Raw genomic sequence first — 22096 nt, forward strand, 5'->3', positions numbered from 1 at the left:
AGCCTAACCCGGAAGATAACCGGGACGCGTCCCGTTTAATCGGGTGACCCTGTACGACCTGCACCCCCAGGAGCTCTTGATGGCCGTTCGCATCCTCACCCTCGTCGGCAGCCTCCGCGCCGGATCGCACAACCGCAGGCTCGCCGAGGCCGCCGTGCAGATCGCGCCGGAGCACGTCGAGGTCGAGCTGTTCAACGGGCTGGACGCGGTGCCGTTCTACAACGAGGACATCGACGTCGAGGGCACCGTGCCCGCGCAGGCCGCGAAGCTGCGCCAGGCCGCGCAGGACGCCGACGCCCTGCTGCTGGTCTCGCCCGAGTACAACGGCACCATCCCCGCGGTGCTGAAGAACGCCATCGACTGGCTGTCCCGGCCCTACGGCGCGGGCGCGCTGGCCGGCAAGCCGGTCGCCGTCGTCGGCACCGCGTTCGGCCAGTACGGCGGCGTGTGGGCGCAGGACGAGGCCCGCAAGGCCGTCCGGATCGCCGGCGCCGAGGTCGCCGAGGACCTGACGCTGTCCATCCCGGGCTCCGTGGTCCGCTTCGCCGAGCTGCACCCGGTCGACGACCCCGAGGTCACCGAGAAGCTCGGCGCGGTCATCGAGGGTCTGGCCGCCCGCACCGGCGTCACCGTCTGACGAACCCACCTCGGCCGCGGTACCCCTCACGAGGTACCGCGGCCGAGTCGTGTCACGCGCAGGCGGACCGGTTGAGCGCGACCGCCGCGGGCGCGCTCGCCGTGCCGTTGGCGGTGAAACCGAGCGACACGGCCGCTCCCGCCGCCAGCGACGGGCTGTGCGCCGGCGCCGTCACGGTGACCGTGGTGCCGCTCTGGCTGAAGGTGCCGTTCCAGCCGCTCACGATCGTGGCCCCCGCGGGCAACGAGAACGTGACCGTCCACGGGTTCGCGGCGCTCGAAGCCGTGTTGGTCACGGTCAACGCGCCCTGGAACCCGCCCTGCCACGAGTTGTCGAGCTTCCACGCGCTCCGGCAGCCGCCCGTGCCGCCACCGGTGGTGGTCGTCGTGGTGGTCGTGACCGGCCCGCCGGCCGGTGGGACCAGGTACGGCTGCAGGATGCTCTGCTTCGCCTGGTTGACCGTGGTCCAGTCGTCGCCGACGATGCCGCCCGTGTCACCGCTGTTCGGGTTCCACGACCAGTACGTGAACGACATGCCGGTGACGCCGGTCCCGGTGTGGGCCATGAGGTGCTCCAGCCACACCTTGTCGACCGGGTTGGCGAGCGTGGTGCCGAACTCGCCCATCATGATCGGCGCGATGTCCTGCTTGTACAGGTAACCCCAGTACCTGTCCCAGATCGCCGGCATGTTCGCCGGGTAGTCCGGAGCGCTGAACCACGGCTGGTCGTAGACCGAGGTGGCGTACTCGTGCGGGGAGTAGACGAGCCGGCCGGGAACGGACAGCCGCACCGGGAACTGGCCCGCCCTCGACAGGTTCCCGCCCCACCAGCCGCAGTCCTCGTCGTTGGTCGGGTCGCCGTCCCACACGTTCGACAGCCCGCCGCTCGGGCAGCTCACGCCCTCGACGAAGATCAGCCAGTTCGGCTGCACGGCGAGGATCGCGTTGCCCGCGCGTTCCGCGGCCAGCCGCCAGTCGCGGGCGGTGTCACCACAGCCCCAGCACGCGCCGGTCGCCGCCGGGTTCGTGCCCTCGGCGTGCGGCTCGTTGTGCAGGTCCGCGCCGATGACCGTGGTGTTGCCCGCGTAGCGCTGGGCGAGCATCTTCCAGTCGTTGATCCAGGTGCTCTCCGGGACGCCCGCCGTGTACCAGAGGGCGGTCTGCCCCGCGCTCGTCGGCCGGTGCCGGTCGAGGATGACGCGCATCCCCTTCTGCCCCACGTGGTCGATGACCTTGTCGAGGATCTGCAGCGGGGACAGGCCGATGAGGTCGGGGTTGGTGTAGTCGTTGATGCCGGTCGCCTTGGCGTCGGCCTTCAGCGCGTCGTTGGAGAACGGGATCCGCAGCGTGTTGTAGCCCAGCTGCGCCATCTGGTCGAGCTGCTGGCGCCACGTCCGGCTGGCCCACAGGCCGTGGAAGGTCTTGTTGTCGGTCTCCATCCCGAACCAGTTGATGCCGGTCAGCCGGACCGTCGCACCCGTGCTGTCGAGGATCTTGCTGCCGCTGGTGTGCAGGTAACCCGTGCCCGTGCCGCCCGCCGCCGCGGCCGTGACCTGTCCGGCGGCGCCGGCGGCGACCACCCCGCTCACGGCCACCGCGGCGGCGAGCACCGCGCCGGCGATCCTGTTGTGCCGCTTCATCCGTTCTCCTCCGAGCAACCGCGCGTGGCTCATGCCGCGGTGCGGCAGAGCGTTCCGTTGAGGGTGAAGGCCGTCGGCAGGACGTTCGGGCCGGTGTAGGCGCCCACGAAGCCCGTCGAGACGGTCGCTCCCGGTTCGATCCGGGAGGTGCCGGTGACCGTGACCGCGGTCCCGGTCTGGTTCCACGTCGCGTTCCAGCTCGACGACACCTGCTGCAACGCCGTGGGCCAGCGGAACGTCAGCGTCCAGTCGGCCACCGGTGCCGTGCCGTCGTTGGTGATGTCGACGGAACCGACGAACCCGCTGCTCCAGTCCGTCACGTTGCCCATCCGCACCGAGCAGGTGCTCGTGGCCGGGCTGCCGGTGGTGATCGTGAGCGGGGGAGAGGACCACGACAACCGCCCGGCCCCGTCGCGCGCCAGCACGTTCACCGCGTAGCGGCTGCCGGGGTCGAGGTTCCGCACGGTCAGCTCGGTCCCGGTCGTCTCGCCCCACTGCTCGCTGGTCGTGCCGAGCTGGCGGTGGACCTCGTACTTCACGCCACCGGGCACCGCGGGCCAGCTGATCGTGGCGGTCCGGTCGGTGACCGCGCTCGCCACCGGCTGTCCCGGTGCCGGCGGCAGCGCGCTCGCCGCCGCCGGCTTCAGGACGAGGGTCGTGAGCGAGAACGGCGGCAGCGTCCGGCTGGTCGCGGTGCCGTCGGCGGTGGTCACGACACCGTTGGCGCCGTTGGTGAACGTGTGCACGGTGGGCGTGCTCGCGGACGGCGTGTACCCGGCGTAGTCGATCGCGACCGTGCGCGCGTTGTCCGGGTCGGCGTTGAGCAGCAACACGGCGAGGTCGCCGTTGGGCCTGCGGACCGCGTGCGCCCGGACCGACGGGTCACCGGAGCCGGCGCGGACGAGCTGGTCGCCGGGCCGTGCGAACAACCCGAGCACCTTGAGCGCGTGGTAGGGCGCGAACGGCGTGTTGAGCGGTGGTTCGCAGGCGCCACCGGGCAGGCAGGTGCCGCTGGAGAGCAGGCCGAAGTCGTGGAAGTCGGGTTGACCGGCCACAGTGGACGCCGTCTCCGCCCCGTTGTGGGTGTTCCACCAGTCGACGGTGAAGACACCGTTCTCCAGCAACGAGGTGTAGGCCTCCGCGGCGAACAGCGCGCCCGGCTGGGTGTTGCGGCCGTAGGTGGTGTTGAGCTCGGTCATGGCGATGCCGAGCCGGTCCGGGTCCGGTCCCGCGTACCTGGTGATCTGCTGGCGCAGCAGGTAGGTCATGTCGGCGATCTGGTCGGTGCTCGCGAGGGTCTGCGCGGCCGTCGACCCGCTCGGGTACCAGTGCACGACCACGAAGTCCACGTGCGGTCCCGCGATCGAGAGCACCGTCTGGTTCCAGCTCGCCGCGTCCCCGGTGCCGACTATGCCGTCCGGCCAGTTCGCGGGCGTGGTCAGCACGGCACCGACCTTGACCGTGGGGTCGACCGCCTTCATGGCCTGCGCGAACGCGACCGTCTCCCGCGCGTACCCGGCCGGGCTCTTGTCGGGGTGGTCGTCGGCCTCCCACGCGGAGCCGTAGTGCCCGTTGCCGTAGAGCTCGTTGCCGATCTCCCAGTACTTCACGCCGTAGCCCTTGGTGACGTTGGCGTAGCGCACCCAGTCCGCGGCCTCCTGCGGAGAACCGGTGCCGTAGTTGGCGATGACGATCGGCTGCGCCCCCGCGCGGCGGACACCGGCCATGAACGTGTCGAAGTCGGTGTTCGGCGCGACGTACCCGCCGGGCGCCGTGTGGCTCTCCCAGTGGTAGATGTCGCCGTAGGAACCGCCGGGATAGCGCATCATCCGCACGCCCGCGTCGCCGAGCAGGCCGGACACCTCGGGAGTGCCGAGCTGGCTGTCCCAGATGGCGTGGTTCACGCCGAGCGCGGTCTCGGGAACGGTGGCGAGACCGGCCTTGGCGTTCACGACGACCGTCGCGTCCGCGGGTGGGCCAGTCGGCGGTGGCGCCGCGGTGGCCACCGCGGGCAGGCAGGCCGCGACGAGCGCGGAGACCAGGAGGAGCCGGCGTCTTGCCATGCGCATCACGTCCTCGGCGACGGATCTGGGAGCGCTCCCAGGTTCGTTGTCCGAACGGCCGGGGACAAGACGGCGTTCGGAGTCTTCGCCGGAGGGCTACCGCCGCTCAGTCCACATTCGACGGTCGATTCGACTCGAAGGCGGCCCGAGCGGTCCCAGGTCGCGAATCCCGCTCACCGCACGTCACTGCTCCGGTTCCGACGCGTCCCGGCCCGGCCAGTTCTCCTGCTACCAGGCCATGATTCACCGCCGGCCCTCGTCGGTGACGTGGTGGCCGAGGTGGTCGCCCACCGGTGCCCGGAGCAGCTCTGCGGAGTCGTCCCCCGAGCCGTTCGCCACCCAGGCGGATCAGGCGCTCGACCTGCGCACGAGCGAGGTGGGCAGCAACATCGAGAGGGGGAGCTTCTCCTCGCCCGCCAGTTCGGCGAGCAGCCGCCAGGTCATGGTGCGGCCGAACTGCTCCAGGTCCTGGCGCACGGTGGTGAGCGGCGGCACCGCGGTCGAGGCGAGCACCGAGTCGTCGAACCCGACCACCGCCACGTCGGTGGGGATGCGGTAGCCGCGGGCCTGGAGGACGCGCAGGGCACCCAGCGCCATGATGTCCGCCGCCACGAACACCGCGTCGAGGTCGGGTGCCCTGCGCAGCAGCTCCTCCATCGCCAGTGCACCGGCCTCCGGCGTGAAGTCGCTGTGCACCACCAGCGAGACGGCCATGCCGTGTTCGGCGAGCCCGCACCGCCACCCGCTGAGCCGGTCCATGCCGACCGCCATGTCGCGCGGGCCGGCGATCGTGGCGATCTTCTCGCGGCCCAGCGAGACGAGGAACCGCACGGCCTCCAGCGAGCCGTTGAAGTTGTCCGAGTCGACGAACGGGACGGTGCCGCCCGCGAGGGGGCGGCCGCCCACCACGATGGGCAGCCCCGCCTCGTGCAACGTCCGCGGCAACGGGTCCTCGCCGTGCAGGCTCACGACGAGCGCCCCGTCCACGTGCCCACCGGTGAGGTAGGCCACCTGGTCCTGGCCGTCCAGCGGCTGGTTCATCATCAGCAGCAGCTGGACGTGCCGTCCCGCGAGCTCGGCGTGCACCCCGCGCAGCACGCCGGCGAAGAACGGGTCCGCGAGGACCCGGCTGCCCTGCTCGGAGATCACCAGCGCGATCGCGTTGGCCTTCGAGCCCGCCAGCGTGCGCGCGGCGTGGTTGGGGCTGTAACCGAGCAGGGCGATCGCGCGGTGCACGGACTGGCGCGATCGCTCGCTCACGTACTTCTCGCCGTTGATGACCCGCGAGACGGTGGACTTCGACACCCCGGCCACGCGCGCCACTTCCTCGATGCGCGGGCCGGGGCGACGGGTCCGTTCGGTCATGAGACGGCGACCAGCGCGTTGTCGCGGGCCACTCGGGAGAACCACCTCGCACTCATCTTCGGCGTGCGGATCTGCGTCGCGTAGTCGACGTGGACGATGCCGAACCGCTTCGCGTACCCCTCTGCCCACTCGAAGTTGTCCAGCAGCGACCAGCAGAAGTAGCCGCGCAGGTCGACCCCCGCCTCGATGGCCGCGTGCGCCGCGCGCAGGTGCGACGCGATGAACCCGGTGCGGTCGACGTCGTCGATGGCGCCGTTGCCGGAGAAGTCGTCGCGGAACGCCGCACCGTTCTCGGTGATGTAGAGCGGCAGGCGCGGGTAGTCGTGGTGCAGCCGCAGCAGGACGGCGGTGAGACCGTCCGGGTGCACCTCCCAGTCCATGTCGGTGCGCGGGGCGTCCCGGCGGGGGAACGACGCGTGCTGCACGCCGACCCACGGCGACGGCGCGCTGTCACTGCCGTTCGGCGACGCGCTGACGTAGTGCTCGGAGTAGTAGTTCACGCCGAGCATGGCCATCGGTGCCGAGATCACGGCGAGGTCGCCGTCGCGCACGTGGTCGCTGAACCCGAACGGTTCGAGGTCCGCGACGATGTCGGCGGGGTACTCGCCGCGCAGCAACGGGTCCAGGAAGATCCGCTGCTGCAGCCCGTCGAGCCGGCGCGCGACGTCGAGGTCGGCCGGGTCGCTCGGGTCGACGGGGATGATCGGGTACATGTTGAGCGTGATGCCCACCTTGGCGTCCGGCACCGCGGTGCGGATCGCCTCGGCCGCGAGCCCGTGGCCGAGCAGCAGGTGGTGCACCGCGGCGACCGCGGCCTTCGGGTCGGTGATGCCGGGGGCGTGGACACCCGAGGCGTACCCGAGGAAGGCCGAGCACCAGGGCTCGTTCAGCGTCGTCCAGGTGCCGACCCGGTCACCGAGCGCCTCCACGGTGGCGGCGGCGTAGTCGGCGAACCGGTACGCGGTGTCGCGGTTGGTCCAGCCGCCCGCGTCCTCCAGCGTCTGCGGCAGGTCCCAGTGGTACAGCGTCGGCCACGGGGTGATGTCGTGCGCGAGCAGCGTGTCCACGAGCCGCTGGTAGAAGTCGAGGCCCTTCTGGTTCACGTCGCCGCCGTCCGGCCGCACCCGCGGCCAGGCGATCGAGAACCGGTAGGCCTTCAGGCCGAGCTCGGCCATCATGGCCACGTCCTGCTCGAACCGCCGGTAGTGATCGGCAGCGGGTTCACCGCAGTCGCCGCCGACGACCTTGCCGGGTACCCGGCAGAAGGTGTCCCAGATGGAGTCGGTGCGGCCGTCGACGGCCGTGGCACCCTCCACCTGGAACGCCGCGGTCGCAGCGCCCCACAGAAAACCCTGCGGGAAAACAATGTTCTCCATTTTCACCCCTTGACGGCGCCCTGCATCACACCGGCGACGATCTGCCGCCCGAGCACGAGGAAGACGATGAGCACCGGAACCGTCGCGAGCGTGGTCCCGGCGAGGACGAGCGAGTAGTCGACGTAGTAGCCGCTCTGCAGCTTCTCCAGAGCGACCTGGAGCGTCGGGTTGTCGGCGTTGAGCACGACGAGCGGCCAGAGGAAGTCGTTCCACGACTGCATGAACGTGAACACGCCCAGCATCGCGGCGGCCGGCCGGGCCGCGGGCAGTGCGACGTGCCAGAACGTGCGCCACAGGCTGCAGCCGTCCATCCGCGCCGCCTCGACGAGCTCGTCGGGGATGGCGTCGAGGAGGAACTGCCGCATCCAGAACACGCCGAACGCGGTGACCAGGTTCGGCACGATCACGGCCTCCAGCTCACCGGCCCAGCCGAACTCGGCCATCGCCATGTAGAGCGGGATGATGCCGAGCTGGGTCGGCACTGCCAACGTTGCCACCACGAACAGGAACAGCACGCCCCGGCCGCGGAACCGCAGCTTGGCGAACGCGAAACCGGCGAGCGTCGACAGCAGCACCACCGACAGCGTCACGGTCCCGGACACGATGAAGCTGTTGGCCAGCGCCTTCCAGAACGGGACCGTGTCGAACACCCGCACGGCGTTGGACCAGAAGTTCCCGCCGGGCACCAGCGTGAAGTCACCGGTCAGCACCGAGTTGTCGCGGCTCGCGACGAGGAACGACCAGTAGAACGGGAACGCGGAGCCGAGCACGAACGCGGCGAGGATGCCGTAGATCGCGAAGGACGGTCGCTTCGTCATTTGACGGCCCTCCTGGTGAGGAAGAAGTTGAGGACCGCGACACCGATCACGACCAGGAACAGCACCCACGCGATGGCGGAGGCGTAGCCGAGGTCGAGCCCCTGGAAGGCCGACTGGTAGAGGTAGAGCACGACGGTCTGGTACTGGTGCTCCGAACCGCCGCCGCTGCCGCCGGAGGGCTCGAACAGCTTCGGCTCGGTGAAGATCTGCAGGCCACCGATCGTCGAGGTGACGATCACGAAGATCAGCGTGGGCTTCAGCATCGGGAGCGTGATGCTGAAGAACCGCCGCAACGCGCTCGCGCCGTCCACCAGTGCCGCCTCGTACACGTCGCGCGGGATCGCCTGCATCGCGGCGAGGATGATCAGCGCGTTGTAGCCGGTCCACCGCCAGTTGACCATCGAGGCGATCGCGACGTGGCTGCCGAAGGTGCTGGCCTGCCAGTCGATCGGGCTGATGCCCAGCAGGCCGAGCACGTCGTTCACCAGGCCGTACTGCGGGCCGAACAGGTTGCCGAAGATGATCGTCAGCGCCACGAGGCTCGCCACGTAGGGCAGCAGCACGCCCATCCGCCAGCCGGTGCGGGCGCGCAGGTTGGCGTTGAGCAGCGCGGCGATCACCACCGCGACGACGATCTGCGGGACGCTCGAGAGCAGGAAGATGCTGAACGTGTTGAACAGCGCGTTCCAGAACTGGTCGTCCTCGAACAGCGTCCGGTAGTTCTCCAGGCCGATGAACAGCGGCTCGTCGGCGCCCACCTCCCAGTCGAACAGGGAGACGTAGGCGGTGTAGAGCAGCGGGAACAGCCCGATGGCGCCGAAGAGCACGAAGAACGGTGCTACGAACAGGTAGGGCGAGACCTTGGCGTCCAGGTTGGACAGCCGGTACCGCCGCGGAGGCCGCGGGCCAGCCTCCTGCGCTGGCCCGCGGTCCACCTTGGAGAGAGTGGCGGTCACTACTTGGCCGCCTTCTGAGCGCCTTCGACGGCGGCCTTCCAGGCCTCCTCGGCGTTCTTGCCCTGCTCGACCGACTGCAGCGCCGGGCTGAACACGGTCTCCTGGATCTGACCGTCGGCCGGGCCCTTGTACTGCGCGGCCTTGATCTTCTTGGCCTGGGTCGCGAACAGCGCGCCGGCCTTCACGTCACCGAAGTAGGCGTTGGTCTGCTCCAGCAGCTCCGGCGCGTCGAGCGCCTTGACCTGGCTGGGGAAGGTGCCCTTGGCCTTGAACGCCTTGATCTGCTGCTCCGGCGCGGTCAGCCACGCGGCGAGCTCGGCGGCCTTCTTGGCGTTCTTGCTCTGCTTCGGCACGGTCAGGTACGAACCGCCCCAGTTGCCGCCACCGTTCGGGAACGCGTCGGTGACCGCCCACTTGCCCTTGTTCTCCGGACCGGCCTGGGTCTCGACGACGCCGAGCATCCACGACGGGCAGGTCTTGGTGGCGAACTTGCCGAGCTTGAAGCCGGTGTTCCACTCGGGGCTGAACGCCCCGAGCCGCGCCGACTGCCCCTTCGCGACGGCAGCGGTCACCGTCGTCCAGTCCTTCTTGATGTCGGCGTTGGTGTCCACGACGAGCTTGTCGGACTTGTCGTAGTAGCCGGTCTCGAGCTGGTTGTGCATGGCGTTGTAGACCTGGGCCGCGCTGTCGAACCACGCGACGCCCGGGACCTTCGCGATGAAGGTGTCACCGGCGGCGAAGTAGCTGTCCCACGTGGCGAAGAGCGCCTTGACGCCCTCGGGGTCGGACGGCAGACCGGCCTGCTCGAACAGGTCCTTGCGGTAGCACATGGCCAGCGGACCGATGTCGGTCCCGTAGCCCATGAGCTTGCCGTCCTTGGTGGTGATCGCCTCGGTCTTCCACTTCAGCCAGCGGTCGTCCTCGATCTTCGGGCCGATCTCCTTGAGATCGTTGAACTGCCCGGCCTTCGACATGAACTGGCTCAGGTAGCCCTCTTCGACGCCCTCGATGTCCGCGAGGCCAGACCCGGCACCCAGCTTGGTGAACAGGTTCTGGTGGTGCGGCTGACCCTGACCGGTCTTGCGCTGCGTGATCTTGACGTCCGGGTGGGCTGCTTCGTACTCCTTGAACAGCTCCTCGTACCCGAACTCGTTGAACGTGGCGATCGTCAGCTCGGTCTTGCCGTCTGCGGACTGAGTGGCGCCGCCGGAACCGCAGGCGGTTGTGGCGGCGGCGGACACGGCGGCACAGATCAGCACGCTGACCCAACGGTGTCGCACGGGAGAACTCCTCTGGTCTCGGCGGGCGGATTCTGGGAGCGCTCCCAGGTGCCGAGGAGTGTCGTACTGGTGTCGAGAGTGTGTCAAGACACACTCCGGCCCGGATCAGGCAGTTCCGGCCCTGTGGAGGGGGATGACCTCGGGGTTCGGGGCGCAGGTCACAATCGGGAAAACTGGGAGCGTTCCCGGAAAGATGTCGTTTGGGTTAACGCTCCGTGCGGGTACAGGTACGGACCGCTTCAACCGGCCCGCGACCGGTTGGCCCAGCAGGGGTTGCGGCGGGTGGTGCAGGCGGCGTGGGCCGGGGTGGAACGGGGTCGCTCGAATGCGCGGCGTGCCGTCCGGTCCGCGAACGTCCGGTGCGCGCTCACGGCTCAGGCCGCGCCGCCGCTCGCGTCAGGCGCTCACGGCTCAGGCCGCGCCGCTGTTCGCGTCAGGCGCTCGCGCCGGCCGTGACTCCTCAGCCGCCCCTGCGGCCCGTCGGCCTACGCGCTCGCCCGCCGCACCAGCGACGTCGGCAGCAACAGCGACGGCGGCAACCCCGCCTCCCCGGCCAGCTCCCCGAGCAACCGCCACGTCAGCGTCCGTCCCAGCTGCTCCACGTCCTGCCGCACCGTCGTGAGCGGCGGGGTGGCCGTGGACGCCAGCAGCGAGTCGTCGAACCCCACCACGGCCACGTCCTGCGGCACCCGGCGGCCACGCGCGTGCAGCACCCGCAACGCGCCCACCGCGATGATGTCCGCCGCCACGAACACCGCGTCGAGGTCCGGTGCGCGGTCGAGCAGGTCGGCCATGGCGGTCGCGCCGCTCTCCGGCGTGAAGTCCGCCTCCGCCACCAGGTCCGCGGGCAGCCGCGCCTCGCCCAGGCCGCGGCGCCACCCGCTCAGGCGGTCCTGGCCGGCCGCCATGTCGCGGGGGCCGGTGACCGTCGCGATGCGGCCGCGCCCGAGCGACACCAGGTGGCGGGCGGCCTCCAGGCCGCCGGTGAAGTTGTCCGAGTCGACGAACGGGACGCCCGCCGAGCCGAGGGGGCGGCCACCGACGACCACGGGCAGGCCCAGCTCGTGCAGGCGGTGGGGGAGCGGGTCGTCGCCGTGCAGGCTCACCAGCAGCGCGCCGTCGACGTGGCCGCCCGCGAGGTAGGTGACGAGGTCGTCGTGGTCCTGCGGGCGGCTCAGCATCAGCAACAGCTGGACGTGGCGGCCGGCGAGCTCGGCGTGCACACCCCGCAGGACGCCCGCGAAGAACGGGTCGCCGAGCACGCGGCTGCCCTGTTCGGAGACGATCAGCGCGATGGCGTTGGCCCGGTTGCCCGCGAGGGTCCGCGCAGCCTGGTTCGGGCTGTAGCGCAGGCGGGTGATCGCGTCGTGCACGGCGTCGCGGGACTTCGCCGACACGTACGGCTCGTCGTTGATCACGCGGGAGACCGTCGACTTGGACACCCCTGCCAGTCGCGCGACCTCCTCGATGCGCGGGCCCGGTCGGCGCTGCCGGTCGATCTCCGTCATGCGCTCATCGTAGGAGTGGGCACGTGCCAGTTCGAAAACGGGCGAAACACCCGTGGGAGCGCGTCCCCGGCACGACGTTGTGCCGGGGACGCGGCGGGAGCCGGCCGGAGGCCGGGGTTGGGATCGGCGCGGAACGCCTGGGCGCGCAGAACGCCCCGCACCGAAGCTCGGTCAGGGTTCGGCACCCCACGACAGCGCGCCGCCCGAGTAGCCGGTGACCCGGTCGAAGTCCGACAGCGCGCTGCTGACCCGGTAGCTGTGGTCGTCGCTCTGGTCGAAACCGGACCAGTCGGACTTCGCCACCCGCACCTGGATCTCACCGGTGCCCGCACCGGCGGCGAGGCTCCCGGACGCGAACGACACCTCGACGTAGGCGTCCGCACCCGGCCGGGCCGTCGCCAGCTTCACCACGCGCAGCGTGACGTTGGCGCACCCGATCTGCGCCCAGTCGCACCACACCTGGTAGCCGGCCGCCGCCGAGTCGCCCGTGAACCAGTACCGCGCGGTCGTCGTGCCCAGGCCCACGGCGGTCGTGCCGCGGTTCGTCAGCTGCAGCGCGGCGGTGATCTGGTTGGAACGGGCGGCGCTCGAACCCTTGTGCTGCACGGTCAGCGTGCTGCGAACACCGGGCAACGTCCTGGTGCTCACCGGCGTGCTCGCCGCGGAGACGTTGCCCGCCGCGTCCCTGGCCCGCACCGCGAACGAGTACGCCGTGTCCGGCGTGAGGCCGGTGAGCAGCAGGCTCGTCGTGCTGCTCGACCCCACGACCGTGGTGCCGTCGAGCACCTCGTAGCCGGTGACGCCGACGTTGTCGGTCGAGGCGGTCCAGCCCAGCGTCACGCTGGAGCTGCCGGCACCGGACGCGGTCAGTCCACCCGGGACGGACGGCGCCTCGCTGTCCTCGACACCGCCGCCGCCGGGCTCCTGGCCCCACACGATCCGGCCGTCCTGGCGCAGCACGAGCCGGTCGGTCTGCGCGACCGTGTTGCCGCTGCCGAGGCCGACGTGGGACCAGTCGTTCGCCGGGTCCCACGTGCCGGCGCTGGTGATCCGGAACTGGACCTCCTTGCGGAACGCGGACTGCCCGGCCGGTGCCACACCGGTGCACGCGATCTCCACGTAGTACACCGCGCCCCGGTACTGCGCGGGCGGGCTCGCGGCACCGCACTGGTTGTAGTTCGTGGTGACGCTGATCTGGCTCGGCGTCGTGGCGCCGTCGAGCGTGAAGTAGTAGCGCAGCGAGCCGTTGAACGTCCTGGCCGGCCACGCGGTCTTGTTCAGGATGAACGCCTTGACCTCGGTGAACTGGGTCGCGGCCTGGTTCACCGACGCCTGCACGGTCAGCTCGGGACCGTCGGGCGTCTCGGTCACCGGGAAGTTCGCCAGCGGGGTGCCGCCGTACTCCTGGTACAGCCGGGCCAGCGCCCCGGTGAAGCCCGCGTTGTAGTCGAGCGCGACCTCGTTCATCACGTAGTCGCTGCGGCTGTCGGTGTAGGCGTCGTTGTTCGTGCTGGGCCCGCCGACCAGCGCGCCGTAGAGCACGTGCCGGCTGACGGCCGGCTCCTGGATGGTGTCGGCCCACGACCCGTGCGCGGTGCGGTGGTGCGGGTTGCGCGGCGGATTGGTGCCGAAGCCGACGACGTAGCTCGCGTTGCGCGGGTTGTCGCCCAAGGCGTAGTTCACCTGCCGCACGCCGAAGTCGTGGTAGGTCTTGGCGCGCGTGCTGTCGCGAGTGGACAGCCAGTCCGAGTAGACCAGGGCGGCGAACGCCGTGTTGGCGGCGTAGCGCAGCGAACCCCAGCTGTCGAGCACCGCCTGGCCGCCGGGGGAGTAGCGCACTCGGTTGCCGTTGTAGCCGGTGGTCCAGAAGTCCAGCCACCGGTTGGCGTCGGTGACGTAGACCTGCTCGCCGGTCAGCTTCGCCATCAGCACGTACGCGCCGTAGGACTTGTCGTCCCACGCGATCGTCCACTTGTAGGAGCGCTCGGTGCTCTGCTGCTCCGTGCTGAGCTTCAGGTACTCGGTCTTCGCCTTGGCCAGGTAGCTCGCGTCACCGGTCGCGCGGTGCAGCCAGATCGCACCCCACACCAGCTCGTCCTGGTAGCCGCTCCACGAGTTGTAGAAGCTCGCCGCGTCCGTGATGCAGGAGCTGTACTTGCCGCGGTAGGTGTCGGCGAACGAGTACAGCTGCTTGGCGTGCGTCAGCAGGGTCGCCGCGTAGGCCGGGTCGGTGTCCTTGAAGACCATCGACGCCGACGCCGTGGCCGCCGCGTACTCGCCGGCCAGGTCGGAGCCGGGGCAGGAGGCGTCGACCTTGTAGGAGGGCCGTGCCATCGTCATGACCTCGGCCGAGCCCCACCACGCGTGGTCGGGGTTGCCCGCGCCGACCTGGCCGTAGACGACGTTGGGCGACGGGTGCGCCTTGATGATCCAGTCGGTGCCCCAGCGGAGGTTCGACATCAGGTGCTGCAGCTGGCCGGAGCTCGCGTAGGCGGCGCGGTTCTCCACGGCGCCCCAGGCGAGCATCGACATGCTGAACGCGAACGGCAGCCCGAACTTCACGTGGTCGCCCGCGTCGTAGAAGCCACCGGACAGGTCGAGGCCCACGTCGGAGCCGTCGCGCAGCGCCGAGTCCGCGCGCCAGCTCACCCGGTTGTCCTGCGGCAGCTTGCCCGACCGCTGGGCGTCGTAGAACCAGACCGACTTCTGCAGCGCCTCGGCGTAGTTGAACGCGGGGGCGGCCGTCGCGCCCGGCACCAGCGGACCGGTCAGCGCCACGAGCAGGGCGACGAGCGCGGCTGTCGCAGCTCTCGACATGCGACCGTGCATGTGAGCCTCCGTTGGCAGGGGGAGAGATTCTGGGAGCGCTCCCAGGTCCGGGACTGTAACGGTCACGAAACCGCTCCGACAGACTTCCGGTGCTGATTTCTTCACACATTCGGCCGTTTGCCGCAACTTTCGCTTAACGCCCGCGTGCTCATTTCGATCATGATTGCCGAGGCTGTCCCTGAAATGGCTCAGTGGCAACGAAAACCGGCGACCAAGCGTGACCGGAGCTCGTCGCCGCAGCTCTGCCGCTGCTCGCATCGCGTGAACGAACGGCATTTCGCCGATCACGCGAAGTGCAATGTGAGGTTCGCTTTCGTATCGACCACAGTTCGACAGGTCTTCCCGACCGGCGGTTGGCGTGGTTACAGTCCGGCCACCGACTGGGAGCGCTCCCAGTCCATGATCCAGGGGTCGAACAGGGCGCGGATCGCCACGGTGCGGCGTCGTGGCGGGCTGCGACGGCCCCTTTCGAGCACTCCCTCCGAGCGTGCGGTTCGGAGGGGGTGCTCCTGGACCGCGCCGCCGAGCCCGGGAGGTGTGCCATGAGCGGATTCCGCGATCGGCTGCAGGCGATCCGCCGTGGAGGTGCGGCGCTGGCGGCGGCACTCGTGGCGGTGGCCGGCACGGCGGGGCTGGCGGCGGTCACCCCCGCGGCGGCGGCACCCGGCTGCGAGGTCGACTACACCGTCCCCAGCCAGTGGTCCGGCGGCTTCACCGCGAACGTGGCGATCACGAACGTCGGCGACCGGGTCGACGGCTGGCGGCTGACCTGGACGTGGCCGTCCGGGCAGCAGGTGCGCCAGGCCTGGAACGCGACCGTCACCTCGACGGGCAGCCAGGTCACGGCCGTGAACGCGGGCTACAACGCGGTGATCGAGCCGAACGCCAAGGTGTCCTTCGGGTTCAACGCCAGCTCGTCCGGGGCGAACACCCCGCCCGCGTCGTTCGCGCTCAACGGCGTCACCTGCACCGGTGCCCCCGTCACCACGACGACCACGACCACGACGACGACCACCGGGAACCCCGTGCCCGGCGACGCGATGGCCCAGGTGGCCGCGATGCAGCCGGGCTGGAACCTCGGCAACACGCTCGACTCGACCGGCGCCGACGAGACGTCGTGGGGCAACCCGCGGGTCACGGAGGCGTTGCTGGACAACGTGAAGGCGCAGGGCTTCAAGAGCATCCGCATCCCGGTGACGTGGGGCCAGCACCTGGGCGCCGCGCCGGGGTACACCATCGAGGCCGCGTACCTGGCCCGCGTCAAGGAGGTCGTCGGCTGGGCGCTGGCCGACGGCTTCCACGTGCTGATCAACATCCACCACGACTCGTGGCAGTGGATCAACACCATGCCCGCGGACCGCACCGGGGTGCTGGCGAAGTACAACGCGATCTGGACGCAGCTCGCGACCGCGTTCAGGGACTCCCCGGCGCGGCTGGTGTTCGAGAGCGTGAACGAGCCGCAGTTCACCGGCAGCTCCGGTGACGCGCAGAACGCCCAGCTGCTGCACGAGCTGAACGCCTCGTTCCGCGACATCGTCCGGCGCTCCGGCGGCGGCAACACCGCCCGCCTGCTCGTCCTGCCCACCCTGCACACCTCGTCCGAGCAGGCCCGGCTCGACGAGCTGACCGCGTCGCTGACGACCTTCAACGACCCCAACATCGCCGCGACCGTGCACTACTACGGCTACTGGCCGTTCAGCGTGAACGTCGCCGGCGGCACGCACTTCGACGCCACCGCCCAGAAAGACCTGACGGACTCGTTCGACCGCGTCCACAGCACGTTCATCGCACGCGGCATCCCGGTGATCCTCGGCGAGTACGGCCTGCTCGGCTTCGACCGCCACATCGGCACGATCGAACAGGGCGAGAAGCTCAAGTTCTTCGAGTACTTCGGCCACTACGCCCGTGCCAAGAAGATCACCACCATGCTCTGGGACAACGGCCAGCACCTCGGCCGCACGTCGTTCCAGTGGAGCGACCCCGAGCTGGTCGCGCAGATCAAGTCGAGCTGGACCACGCGGTCCGGCACGGCGTCGACGGACCAGGTGTTCAGCGCGAAGTCGAGTGCGATCAGCGCCAAGACGATCACGCTGAACCTCAACGGGACCACGTTCAGCGGCCTGCGCCAGGGCACCACCGAGCTGGTGCGCGGCACCGACTACACCGTCTCCGGCGACCAGCTCACCCTGACCGCGTCCGCGCTGACCCGGCTGAGCGGCTCCCGCGCCTACGGCACCAACGCGACGATCACCGCGCACTTCTCCCAGGGCGTGCCGTGGCGGATCAACCTGGTCACCTACGACCCGCCGGTGCTGCGGAACGCGACCGGCACGACCGCCGCGTTCGCCGTCCCGACCGCGTTCCGCGGCGACCTGCTCGCCACCATGGAGGCCAAGTACGACGACGGCTCGAACGCGGGCCCGCACAACTGGACCTCCTTCAAGGAGTTCGACCGGACGTTCGCGCCGGACTACACCGCGGGCACCACCACGTTCACGCCCGAGTTCTTCGCCGAGGTCACCGACAACCGCCGCGTCACGCTGACGTTCCACTACTGGAGCGGCGCGAAGGTGACCTACTACGTGACGAAGTCCGGCAGCGCGGTCATCGGCACTGCCGCGTGACCCCGGCCGCCCGGGCCGCGCGACGCGACAACGCGGCGAACGCGTCGCGCAGCTCGGGCGGGCCGACCACCTCGACCTCGATGTCGAACCGCAGCAGCCGCGCGGCGAGGGCGGCCCACGACCAGGACCCGGTGACCAGCCGGGTCCGCCCGTCGCCGAGCTCCTCCGCGGTGTCGTCCCCGGCGAACGGCGCGACCTCGGCGACCGGCAGGTCCAGCACGACCTCGCCGCGACACGGCCAGGCGGGCGCGTCCGACCCCTTGAACCGCGCAGACAGGAACGCGCCGACGTCACCGCCGGGCACCTCCCGCGGTGTGAACCGCGGCCCGTTCGGCACCCGCAGCACCATCCGGTCGGCCCGGTAGGTCCGCCAGTCCTCCCGCTCCGCGCTCCACCCGACGACGTACCACCGCCCCGCCCGGCTCACCAGGTGGTGCGGCTGCACCCGCCGCGGCGGCCCGCCGGCGTCCGGACGGCCCGGTGCGCGGTAGTCGAACCGCAGCTCCTCCCGCGCCCTGATCGCACTGCTCACGGCGAGCAGCACCCCGGTGTCCACCTGCGGTCCGGCTCCGGCCGTCCCGACCTCCAGCACGTCGACCCGCCGCCGCAACCGGGACGGCAGCACCTGCCGCACCGTGACCAGCGCCCGTGCCGCGGCCTCCTCGATGCCCGCACCCGTCCCGACCGCGATCCGCAGCGCCACGGCCAGCGCGACCGCCTGCTCCTCGTCGAACAGCAACGGCGGCACCTCGCTGCCCGCCTCCAGCCGGTACCCGCCGTCGGGTCCCTTGACCGCGTGCACGAGGTACCCCAGCTCCCTCAACCGGTCGACGTCACGCCGCACGGTCCGTTCGCTGACGCCCAACCGGCCGGCGAGCAACCCGCCCGGCCAGTCGCGGCGGACCTGCAGCAGCGACAGCAACGACAGCAGGCGCGCGGACGTCGTCGTCGAGGGGGAAGTCGGCATGAATCCACTCTCGCACAAGTAGCGGACGTTCCCTGTCCGCTACTACCGGCATTGTCGTCCTCAACGCCGGAGACCTCCGGCACGGAACCACTCGCACAGGGGACGTCGATGTCGCTCAACGCAGTCACCCACCTGAACTTCCGCGGCCAGGCGCGGGAGGCCCTGGAGTTCTACGCCTCCGTGTTCGGCGGCAAGGCCACCATCGCCACCTACGGCGACTTCGGCATGCCCGCCGACCTGCCCGGCGCGGACAGGGTGGTGTTCGGCCAGGTGGTCGCGGACAACGGCTTCCGCGTCATGGCCTACGACGTGCCCGGTGCGGACGAGCCGGTGTCCGGCGCGGGCACGACCCGCCGTGAGAACGGCACCACGATCACCACCGAGCCGTTCTTCCTGTCGGTGCGCGGCGAGACCGTCGAGGAGGTTCGCGGCCACTGGGACGCGCTGGCCGACGGCGCCACCGTGGTGGAGGAGTTCGGGCCCGCGCAGTGGGCGCCGGCGTTCGGGATGCTGACCGACCGGTTCGGCGTCACCTGGATCGTGGACGTCGCAGCCACCTACTGACCGCCCCGCATCTGCAAGTACCACCAACCCATGATCAAACCGCCGCTGACCACACCCAACCTGTTCGCCGTCCGTCGAACCACGTGTGCGGGACGGCGAGTTGGTGGTGGAAAAGTGCTTGTTGACGTTGAGTTGGTGGTACTTGCAGACGCCGGTGAGCGGTCTCCGGCGAGAACCGTGCGGCTAGGCGCGGGGGACGGGGTCACTTCTCCTCGGACTGCTCCTTGCCGCTGCCGCGCAGCGAACCGGGGTGCGCCTTGACCGACGGGTCGTTGCGCGTCTTGACCAGGCTGGCCACGGTGACGACCACCAGGATCGAGATGATCACGCCCAGGCTGAGCGGAGTGGGCACCTCGGGCACGCGCGGGTCGATGTCGACGTGCGCCCAGTGCAGGATCAGCTTCACGCCGATGAACGCGAGGATGATCGCGAGACCGGCCGACAGGTACACCAAGCGGTCGAGCAGGCCCTTGACGAGGAAGAACAACGCGCGCAGGCCGAGCAGTGCGAACGCGTTGGCGGTGAAGACGATGTAGGGCTCCTCGGTCACGCCGAACACCGCGGGGATCGAGTCGAGCGCGAACAGCAGGTCCACGCCACCGATCGCGACCAGCACGACGAACAGGGGAGTGGCCATCCTGCGGCCGTCGACGCGGGTGAAGATCTTGCCGCCCACGTAGTCGTCGGTGACCGGCAGCAGCTTGCGGGCCGTGGTGACGACGACGTTGTTCTCGACGTCGGGGTCCTCGTTGCGGTGCCGGAACAGCTGGATCGCCGTGTAGATCAACAACAGGCCGAACAGCAGGAACATGAACGAGAACAGCGAGAGCAGCGTGGCGCCGACCGCGATGAAGATGCCGCGCATGATCAACGCCAGCACGATGCCGAACGTCAGCACCTTGTGCTGGTGCTCCTCGGGCACCAGGAACGTGGTCATGATGATCACGAACACGAAGAGGTTGTCGACCGACAGGCTCTTCTCGACGATGTAGCCGGCGAAGTACTCCGTGCCGGGGCCACCGCCGTGCGTGAGCATGAACCAGACGCCGAAGCCGACCGCGACCAGGATGTAGAACACCGACCACAGGCTGGCCTCGCGGAACCCGACCTTGTGCGGGCGGGCGGCGGCGAGCACGAGGTCGACCGCCAGCAGGACGACGATCACCCCGATCGTGACCGCCCACGTCAGTCCGCTGATCTCAAGCACAGGTGCCCTCTCCTCTGGTGGTCGATTTGTCTGAATTGGACGTTACCGGATCGTGCGTATCCTCGGCTGGTGGACTTGGTGAACGTGCTCACGAACAGGGTCGTCGTGCTCGACGGCGGGCTGTCGACCGCGCTGGAGCAGGCCGGTCACGACCTGTCCGACGAGCTCTGGACGGCCCGTCTGCTGCTCTCCGACCCCGACGCGGTCAGGGCGGCGCACGCCGGCTACCTCCGCGCGGGCGCGGACGTCGTGATCACCTCCAGCTACCAGGCCTCGTTCGAGGGGTTCGCCCGCCGCAGTCTGACCGATGAGCAGACCGTCGGCTTGATGAAGGCCAGCGTGTCGATCGCCCGATCCGCCGCGTCCGAAGTGGACGGCCCCCGCTGGGTCGCCGCGTCGGTGGGCCCGTACGGCGCGGTGCTGGCCGACGGCTCGGAGTACCGCGGCCGCTACGGCAGGACCACCGACGAGCTGGAACGGTTCCACCGCCGCCGCATCGAGGTGCTCGCCGACGCCGGACCCGACCTGCTCGCGGTCGAGACGATCCCGGACGCGCAGGAGGCGGAGGCGGTCCTGCGGGTGGTCGCGGGCAGCGGCGTGCCGGCGTGGCTGTCCTACAGCGTGCGCGACGGGAAGACGTGCGCGGGCCAGTCGCTGGAGGAAGCGTTCGGCCTGGTCAAGGGCATCGACGAGGTCGTGGCCGTGGGCCTCAACTGCTCAGCGCCCGAGGAGGTCGCCGGAGCCGTCGCCACCGCCCGCGCGGTGACCGGGCTGCCGGTCGTGGTCTACCCGAACACCGGCGAGCAGTGGAACTCCGCCGCACGCGCGTGGTCCGGCGGCGTGGAGTCGTTCGCGGTGACGGAGTGGGCCGAACGGGGCGCACGCCTCATCGGCGGCTGCTGCCGCGTCGGCCCGGCGGGCATCGCCGAGATCGCCCGCGCTCTCCGCTGAAACCGCATCAACGGGCATGGGCGGTCGTGTAGGGAAAATGTAGACCTGCTCGGAAAGCTGATGAGCGTTGTGCGAGCAAATCAGTGAAGTGACCTTCGGTATCTGGTTGCGGGAAACGGAATGGCAATGCGTTCTCCTGTTGTCTCATTCTGTTGCCCGCGGTGACACGAACACCAGAGATGGGATGGTTCAGCCGTCATGCAGAAGGACCAACGAAAAGGCCTGCTCCGCAGGACGTGGCGCATCACGGGCGGGACCGCGAAATCTTCGCCGCGGTTCGTCCAGCGGGTTTTCTCCCTCCTCGTGATCGCGCTGCTGGCCGCCGCGACCCCCGCCGCGGTCCCCGCCGCCGCGGCCGGTGAGCTTCCCGGTGGGCGGGCCAACTTCGTGGTGTCAACCGGAAGCCTCACCACCGGCTCGACCGCCAACTGGTTCCGGCTGGGCACCTACGCGTTCGACGCGGCCACCGGGAAGGTGTCAGCGAGCATGTACGTGTGGGAGCAGACGAAGCCCACTCAGCGGACCGGTATCGGGGTCACACCGGACTCGTCGTGCTCGTCCACCGATCCGAAGGCGACCGACAAGGTCCGCCCGTGCGAGATCATGACGGCGGGTGGGTTCACCGGCGCTCCTGACGACGTCCGGCAGGGCACCTACGTGCTGGGCACCCAAGATGGCAAGCAGACCGTCACGATCACCTGGTCGCCGACCTGGACGGACAAGTGGTCAGTGGACACCCAGCAGGCGCTGGCGCGGTTGAACTTCGTGAGTTCCACGCGGGTCAACAGCGGTTATGGCTACGGCAGCAACGCGGCGCTGACCGACCGTCGTGCGATGTCGAGCGTGCAATCGCACCAGGGTGGTCTCCGTTATGTCGGAAAGGGCTGGACGGCTGGTACGGCGAGCGATGTGACCAGTTCGTTCGCGGTCGGCTCCTTCACCGCCTGCACGACGGTGACCTGGTGCCTGACCTATTTCCAGCCTTCGTCGACGAAGGTGTGCCAGGCGGCCGGTGGCTGCCCGCATTACGGCGGCGGCACCCCGGCGAACGTCAGCTCCCTGCAGTACTACCTCGGCCGGGTGAACTCAGGCGACCGCCGCGACGCGCTGTGGCACTGGTGCACTTGCCTGGCGATGGAACGCGACGAGCCGTGCTACACCGGTAATTCGCACGTGAAGCCGTTGTTGCAGATCCTCGACGACAGCGGCACGTTCCGCGGCTGGGTGGGCGTCGAGGGCTCCTTCTCGACCAACGGCGTGCGCAACAGCGACATGCTCGCCGTCTTCGTCCAAGCCGACTGGGTCGCTTGAC

General features: G+C 70.0%; 16 protein-coding genes. 5 read left to right on the plus strand and 11 right to left on the minus strand.

Translation table 11 applies throughout. The features are described from left to right. Positions 1-79: 79 nt before the first annotated feature. Positions 80-637, plus strand: a complete 558-nt coding sequence (locus ACZ7CF_RS22535; protein ID WP_360389253.1) for an NADPH-dependent FMN reductase — start codon at positions 80-82, stop codon at positions 635-637. Positions 638-689: 52 nt separating this feature from the next. Here the strand turns inward: ACZ7CF_RS22535 and ACZ7CF_RS22540 are convergent, their stop codons facing one another. From ACZ7CF_RS22540 to ACZ7CF_RS22580, 9 genes are all read right to left on the minus strand, one after another. Further along, positions 690-2276 carry a cellulase family glycosylhydrolase gene (locus ACZ7CF_RS22540; RefSeq protein WP_458431859.1) on the minus strand — a complete coding sequence of 529 codons (1587 nt, stop codon included), beginning with the start codon at positions 2274-2276 and terminating at the stop codon, positions 690-692. A gap of 29 nt (positions 2277-2305) precedes the next feature. Next, on the minus strand, positions 2306-4339 hold the full coding sequence (locus ACZ7CF_RS22545; RefSeq protein ID WP_360389247.1) for a cellulose binding domain-containing protein: 2034 nt from the start codon (positions 4337-4339) through the stop codon (positions 2306-2308). Positions 4340-4687: 348 nt separating this feature from the next. Beyond that, positions 4688-5704 (minus strand): LacI family DNA-binding transcriptional regulator, encoded by a 1017-nt coding sequence (locus ACZ7CF_RS22550; protein WP_360389244.1) that lies wholly within the window; start codon positions 5702-5704, stop codon positions 4688-4690. Continuing rightward, positions 5701-7080 (minus strand): GH1 family beta-glucosidase, encoded by a 1380-nt coding sequence (locus ACZ7CF_RS22555; RefSeq protein ID WP_360389241.1) that lies wholly within the window; start codon positions 7078-7080, stop codon positions 5701-5703. Before ACZ7CF_RS22555 ends, ACZ7CF_RS22550 begins: the two co-directional genes overlap by 4 nt. A gap of 2 nt (positions 7081-7082) precedes the next feature. Continuing rightward, positions 7083-7898: a carbohydrate ABC transporter permease gene (locus tag ACZ7CF_RS22560; protein WP_360389238.1), complete on the minus strand. Its 816-nt coding sequence runs from the start codon at positions 7896-7898 to the stop codon at positions 7083-7085. Next, entirely contained in the window at positions 7895-8833 is a 939-nt protein-coding gene (locus tag ACZ7CF_RS22565) for a carbohydrate ABC transporter permease (protein WP_360389235.1), read from the minus strand. Before ACZ7CF_RS22565 ends, ACZ7CF_RS22560 begins: the two co-directional genes overlap by 4 nt. 20 nt (positions 8834-8853) lie before the next feature. Next, complete coding sequence (locus ACZ7CF_RS22570; RefSeq protein ID WP_360389232.1) at positions 8854-10134, minus strand: ABC transporter substrate-binding protein; 1281 nt, start codon at positions 10132-10134, stop codon at positions 8854-8856. Between the two features lie 485 nt (positions 10135-10619). After that, entirely contained in the window at positions 10620-11642 is a 1023-nt protein-coding gene (locus ACZ7CF_RS22575) for a LacI family DNA-binding transcriptional regulator (RefSeq protein WP_458431861.1), read from the minus strand. Positions 11643-11813: 171 nt separating this feature from the next. Further along, positions 11814-14459, minus strand: a complete 2646-nt coding sequence (locus tag ACZ7CF_RS22580; protein WP_470370480.1) for a glycoside hydrolase family 9 protein — start codon at positions 14457-14459, stop codon at positions 11814-11816. 554 nt (positions 14460-15013) lie between these two features. Here ACZ7CF_RS22580 and ACZ7CF_RS22585 point away from each other — a divergent pair. After that, the gene (locus tag ACZ7CF_RS22585) at positions 15014-17095 is read left to right on the plus strand and encodes a cellulase family glycosylhydrolase (RefSeq protein ID WP_470370481.1); all 2082 of its coding nucleotides are present in this window, start codon (positions 15014-15016) and stop codon (positions 17093-17095) included. Here the strand turns inward: ACZ7CF_RS22585 and ACZ7CF_RS22590 are convergent. Next, positions 17076-18062 (minus strand): helix-turn-helix transcriptional regulator, encoded by a 987-nt coding sequence (locus ACZ7CF_RS22590; protein WP_470370482.1) that lies wholly within the window; start codon positions 18060-18062, stop codon positions 17076-17078. The genes ACZ7CF_RS22585 and ACZ7CF_RS22590 overlap by 20 nt on opposite strands. 108 nt (positions 18063-18170) lie before the next feature. On the opposite strand from ACZ7CF_RS22590, the gene ACZ7CF_RS22595 reads away from it, so the two are divergent. Further along, positions 18171-18626, plus strand: coding sequence for a VOC family protein (locus tag ACZ7CF_RS22595; protein WP_360389217.1), 456 nt, complete (start codon positions 18171-18173; stop codon positions 18624-18626). 202 nt (positions 18627-18828) lie between these two features. Here the strand turns inward: ACZ7CF_RS22595 and ACZ7CF_RS22600 are convergent, their stop codons facing one another. After that, the gene (locus ACZ7CF_RS22600) at positions 18829-19833 is read right to left on the minus strand and encodes a TerC family protein (RefSeq protein WP_360389214.1); all 1005 of its coding nucleotides are present in this window, start codon (positions 19831-19833) and stop codon (positions 18829-18831) included. A 69-nt stretch (positions 19834-19902) separates the two neighbouring features. On the opposite strand from ACZ7CF_RS22600, the gene mmuM reads away from it, so the two are divergent. Both mmuM and ACZ7CF_RS22610 read left to right on the plus strand, forming a co-directional pair. Continuing rightward, the gene (gene mmuM / locus ACZ7CF_RS22605) at positions 19903-20784 is read left to right on the plus strand and encodes a homocysteine S-methyltransferase (protein WP_470370483.1); all 882 of its coding nucleotides are present in this window, start codon (positions 19903-19905) and stop codon (positions 20782-20784) included. A gap of 198 nt (positions 20785-20982) precedes the next feature. Beyond that, the gene (locus ACZ7CF_RS22610; RefSeq protein ID WP_360389209.1) at positions 20983-22095 is read left to right on the plus strand and encodes a hypothetical protein; all 1113 of its coding nucleotides are present in this window, start codon (positions 20983-20985) and stop codon (positions 22093-22095) included. Position 22096 lies beyond the last annotated feature (1 nt).

The organism is Lentzea sp. NPDC036955 (assembly GCF_055608005.1).

Coding starts and splice junctions, on each gene's coding strand:
- ACZ7CF_RS22535 (WP_360389253.1), top strand. CDS start 80: ATGGCCGTTCGCATCCTCACCCTCGTCGGCAGCCTCCGCGCCGGATCG.
- ACZ7CF_RS22540 (WP_458431859.1), bottom strand. CDS start 2,276: ATGAAGCGGCACAACAGGATCGCCGGCGCGGTGCTCGCCGCCGCGGTG.
- ACZ7CF_RS22545 (WP_360389247.1), bottom strand. CDS start 4,339: ATGGCAAGACGCCGGCTCCTCCTGGTCTCCGCGCTCGTCGCGGCCTGC.
- ACZ7CF_RS22550 (WP_360389244.1), bottom strand. CDS start 5,704: ATGACCGAACGGACCCGTCGCCCCGGCCCGCGCATCGAGGAAGTGGCG.
- ACZ7CF_RS22555 (WP_360389241.1), bottom strand. CDS start 7,080: ATGGAGAACATTGTTTTCCCGCAGGGTTTTCTGTGGGGCGCTGCGACC.
- ACZ7CF_RS22560 (WP_360389238.1), bottom strand. CDS start 7,898: ATGACGAAGCGACCGTCCTTCGCGATCTACGGCATCCTCGCCGCGTTC.
- ACZ7CF_RS22575 (WP_458431861.1), bottom strand. CDS start 11,642: ATGACGGAGATCGACCGGCAGCGCCGACCGGGCCCGCGCATCGAGGAG.
- ACZ7CF_RS22580 (WP_470370480.1), bottom strand. CDS start 14,459: ATGTCGAGAGCTGCGACAGCCGCGCTCGTCGCCCTGCTCGTGGCGCTG.
- ACZ7CF_RS22585 (WP_470370481.1), top strand. CDS start 15,014: ATGAGCGGATTCCGCGATCGGCTGCAGGCGATCCGCCGTGGAGGTGCG.
- ACZ7CF_RS22590 (WP_470370482.1), bottom strand. CDS start 18,062: ATGCCGACTTCCCCCTCGACGACGACGTCCGCGCGCCTGCTGTCGTTG.
- ACZ7CF_RS22595 (WP_360389217.1), top strand. CDS start 18,171: ATGTCGCTCAACGCAGTCACCCACCTGAACTTCCGCGGCCAGGCGCGG.
- ACZ7CF_RS22610 (WP_360389209.1), top strand. CDS start 20,983: ATGCAGAAGGACCAACGAAAAGGCCTGCTCCGCAGGACGTGGCGCATC.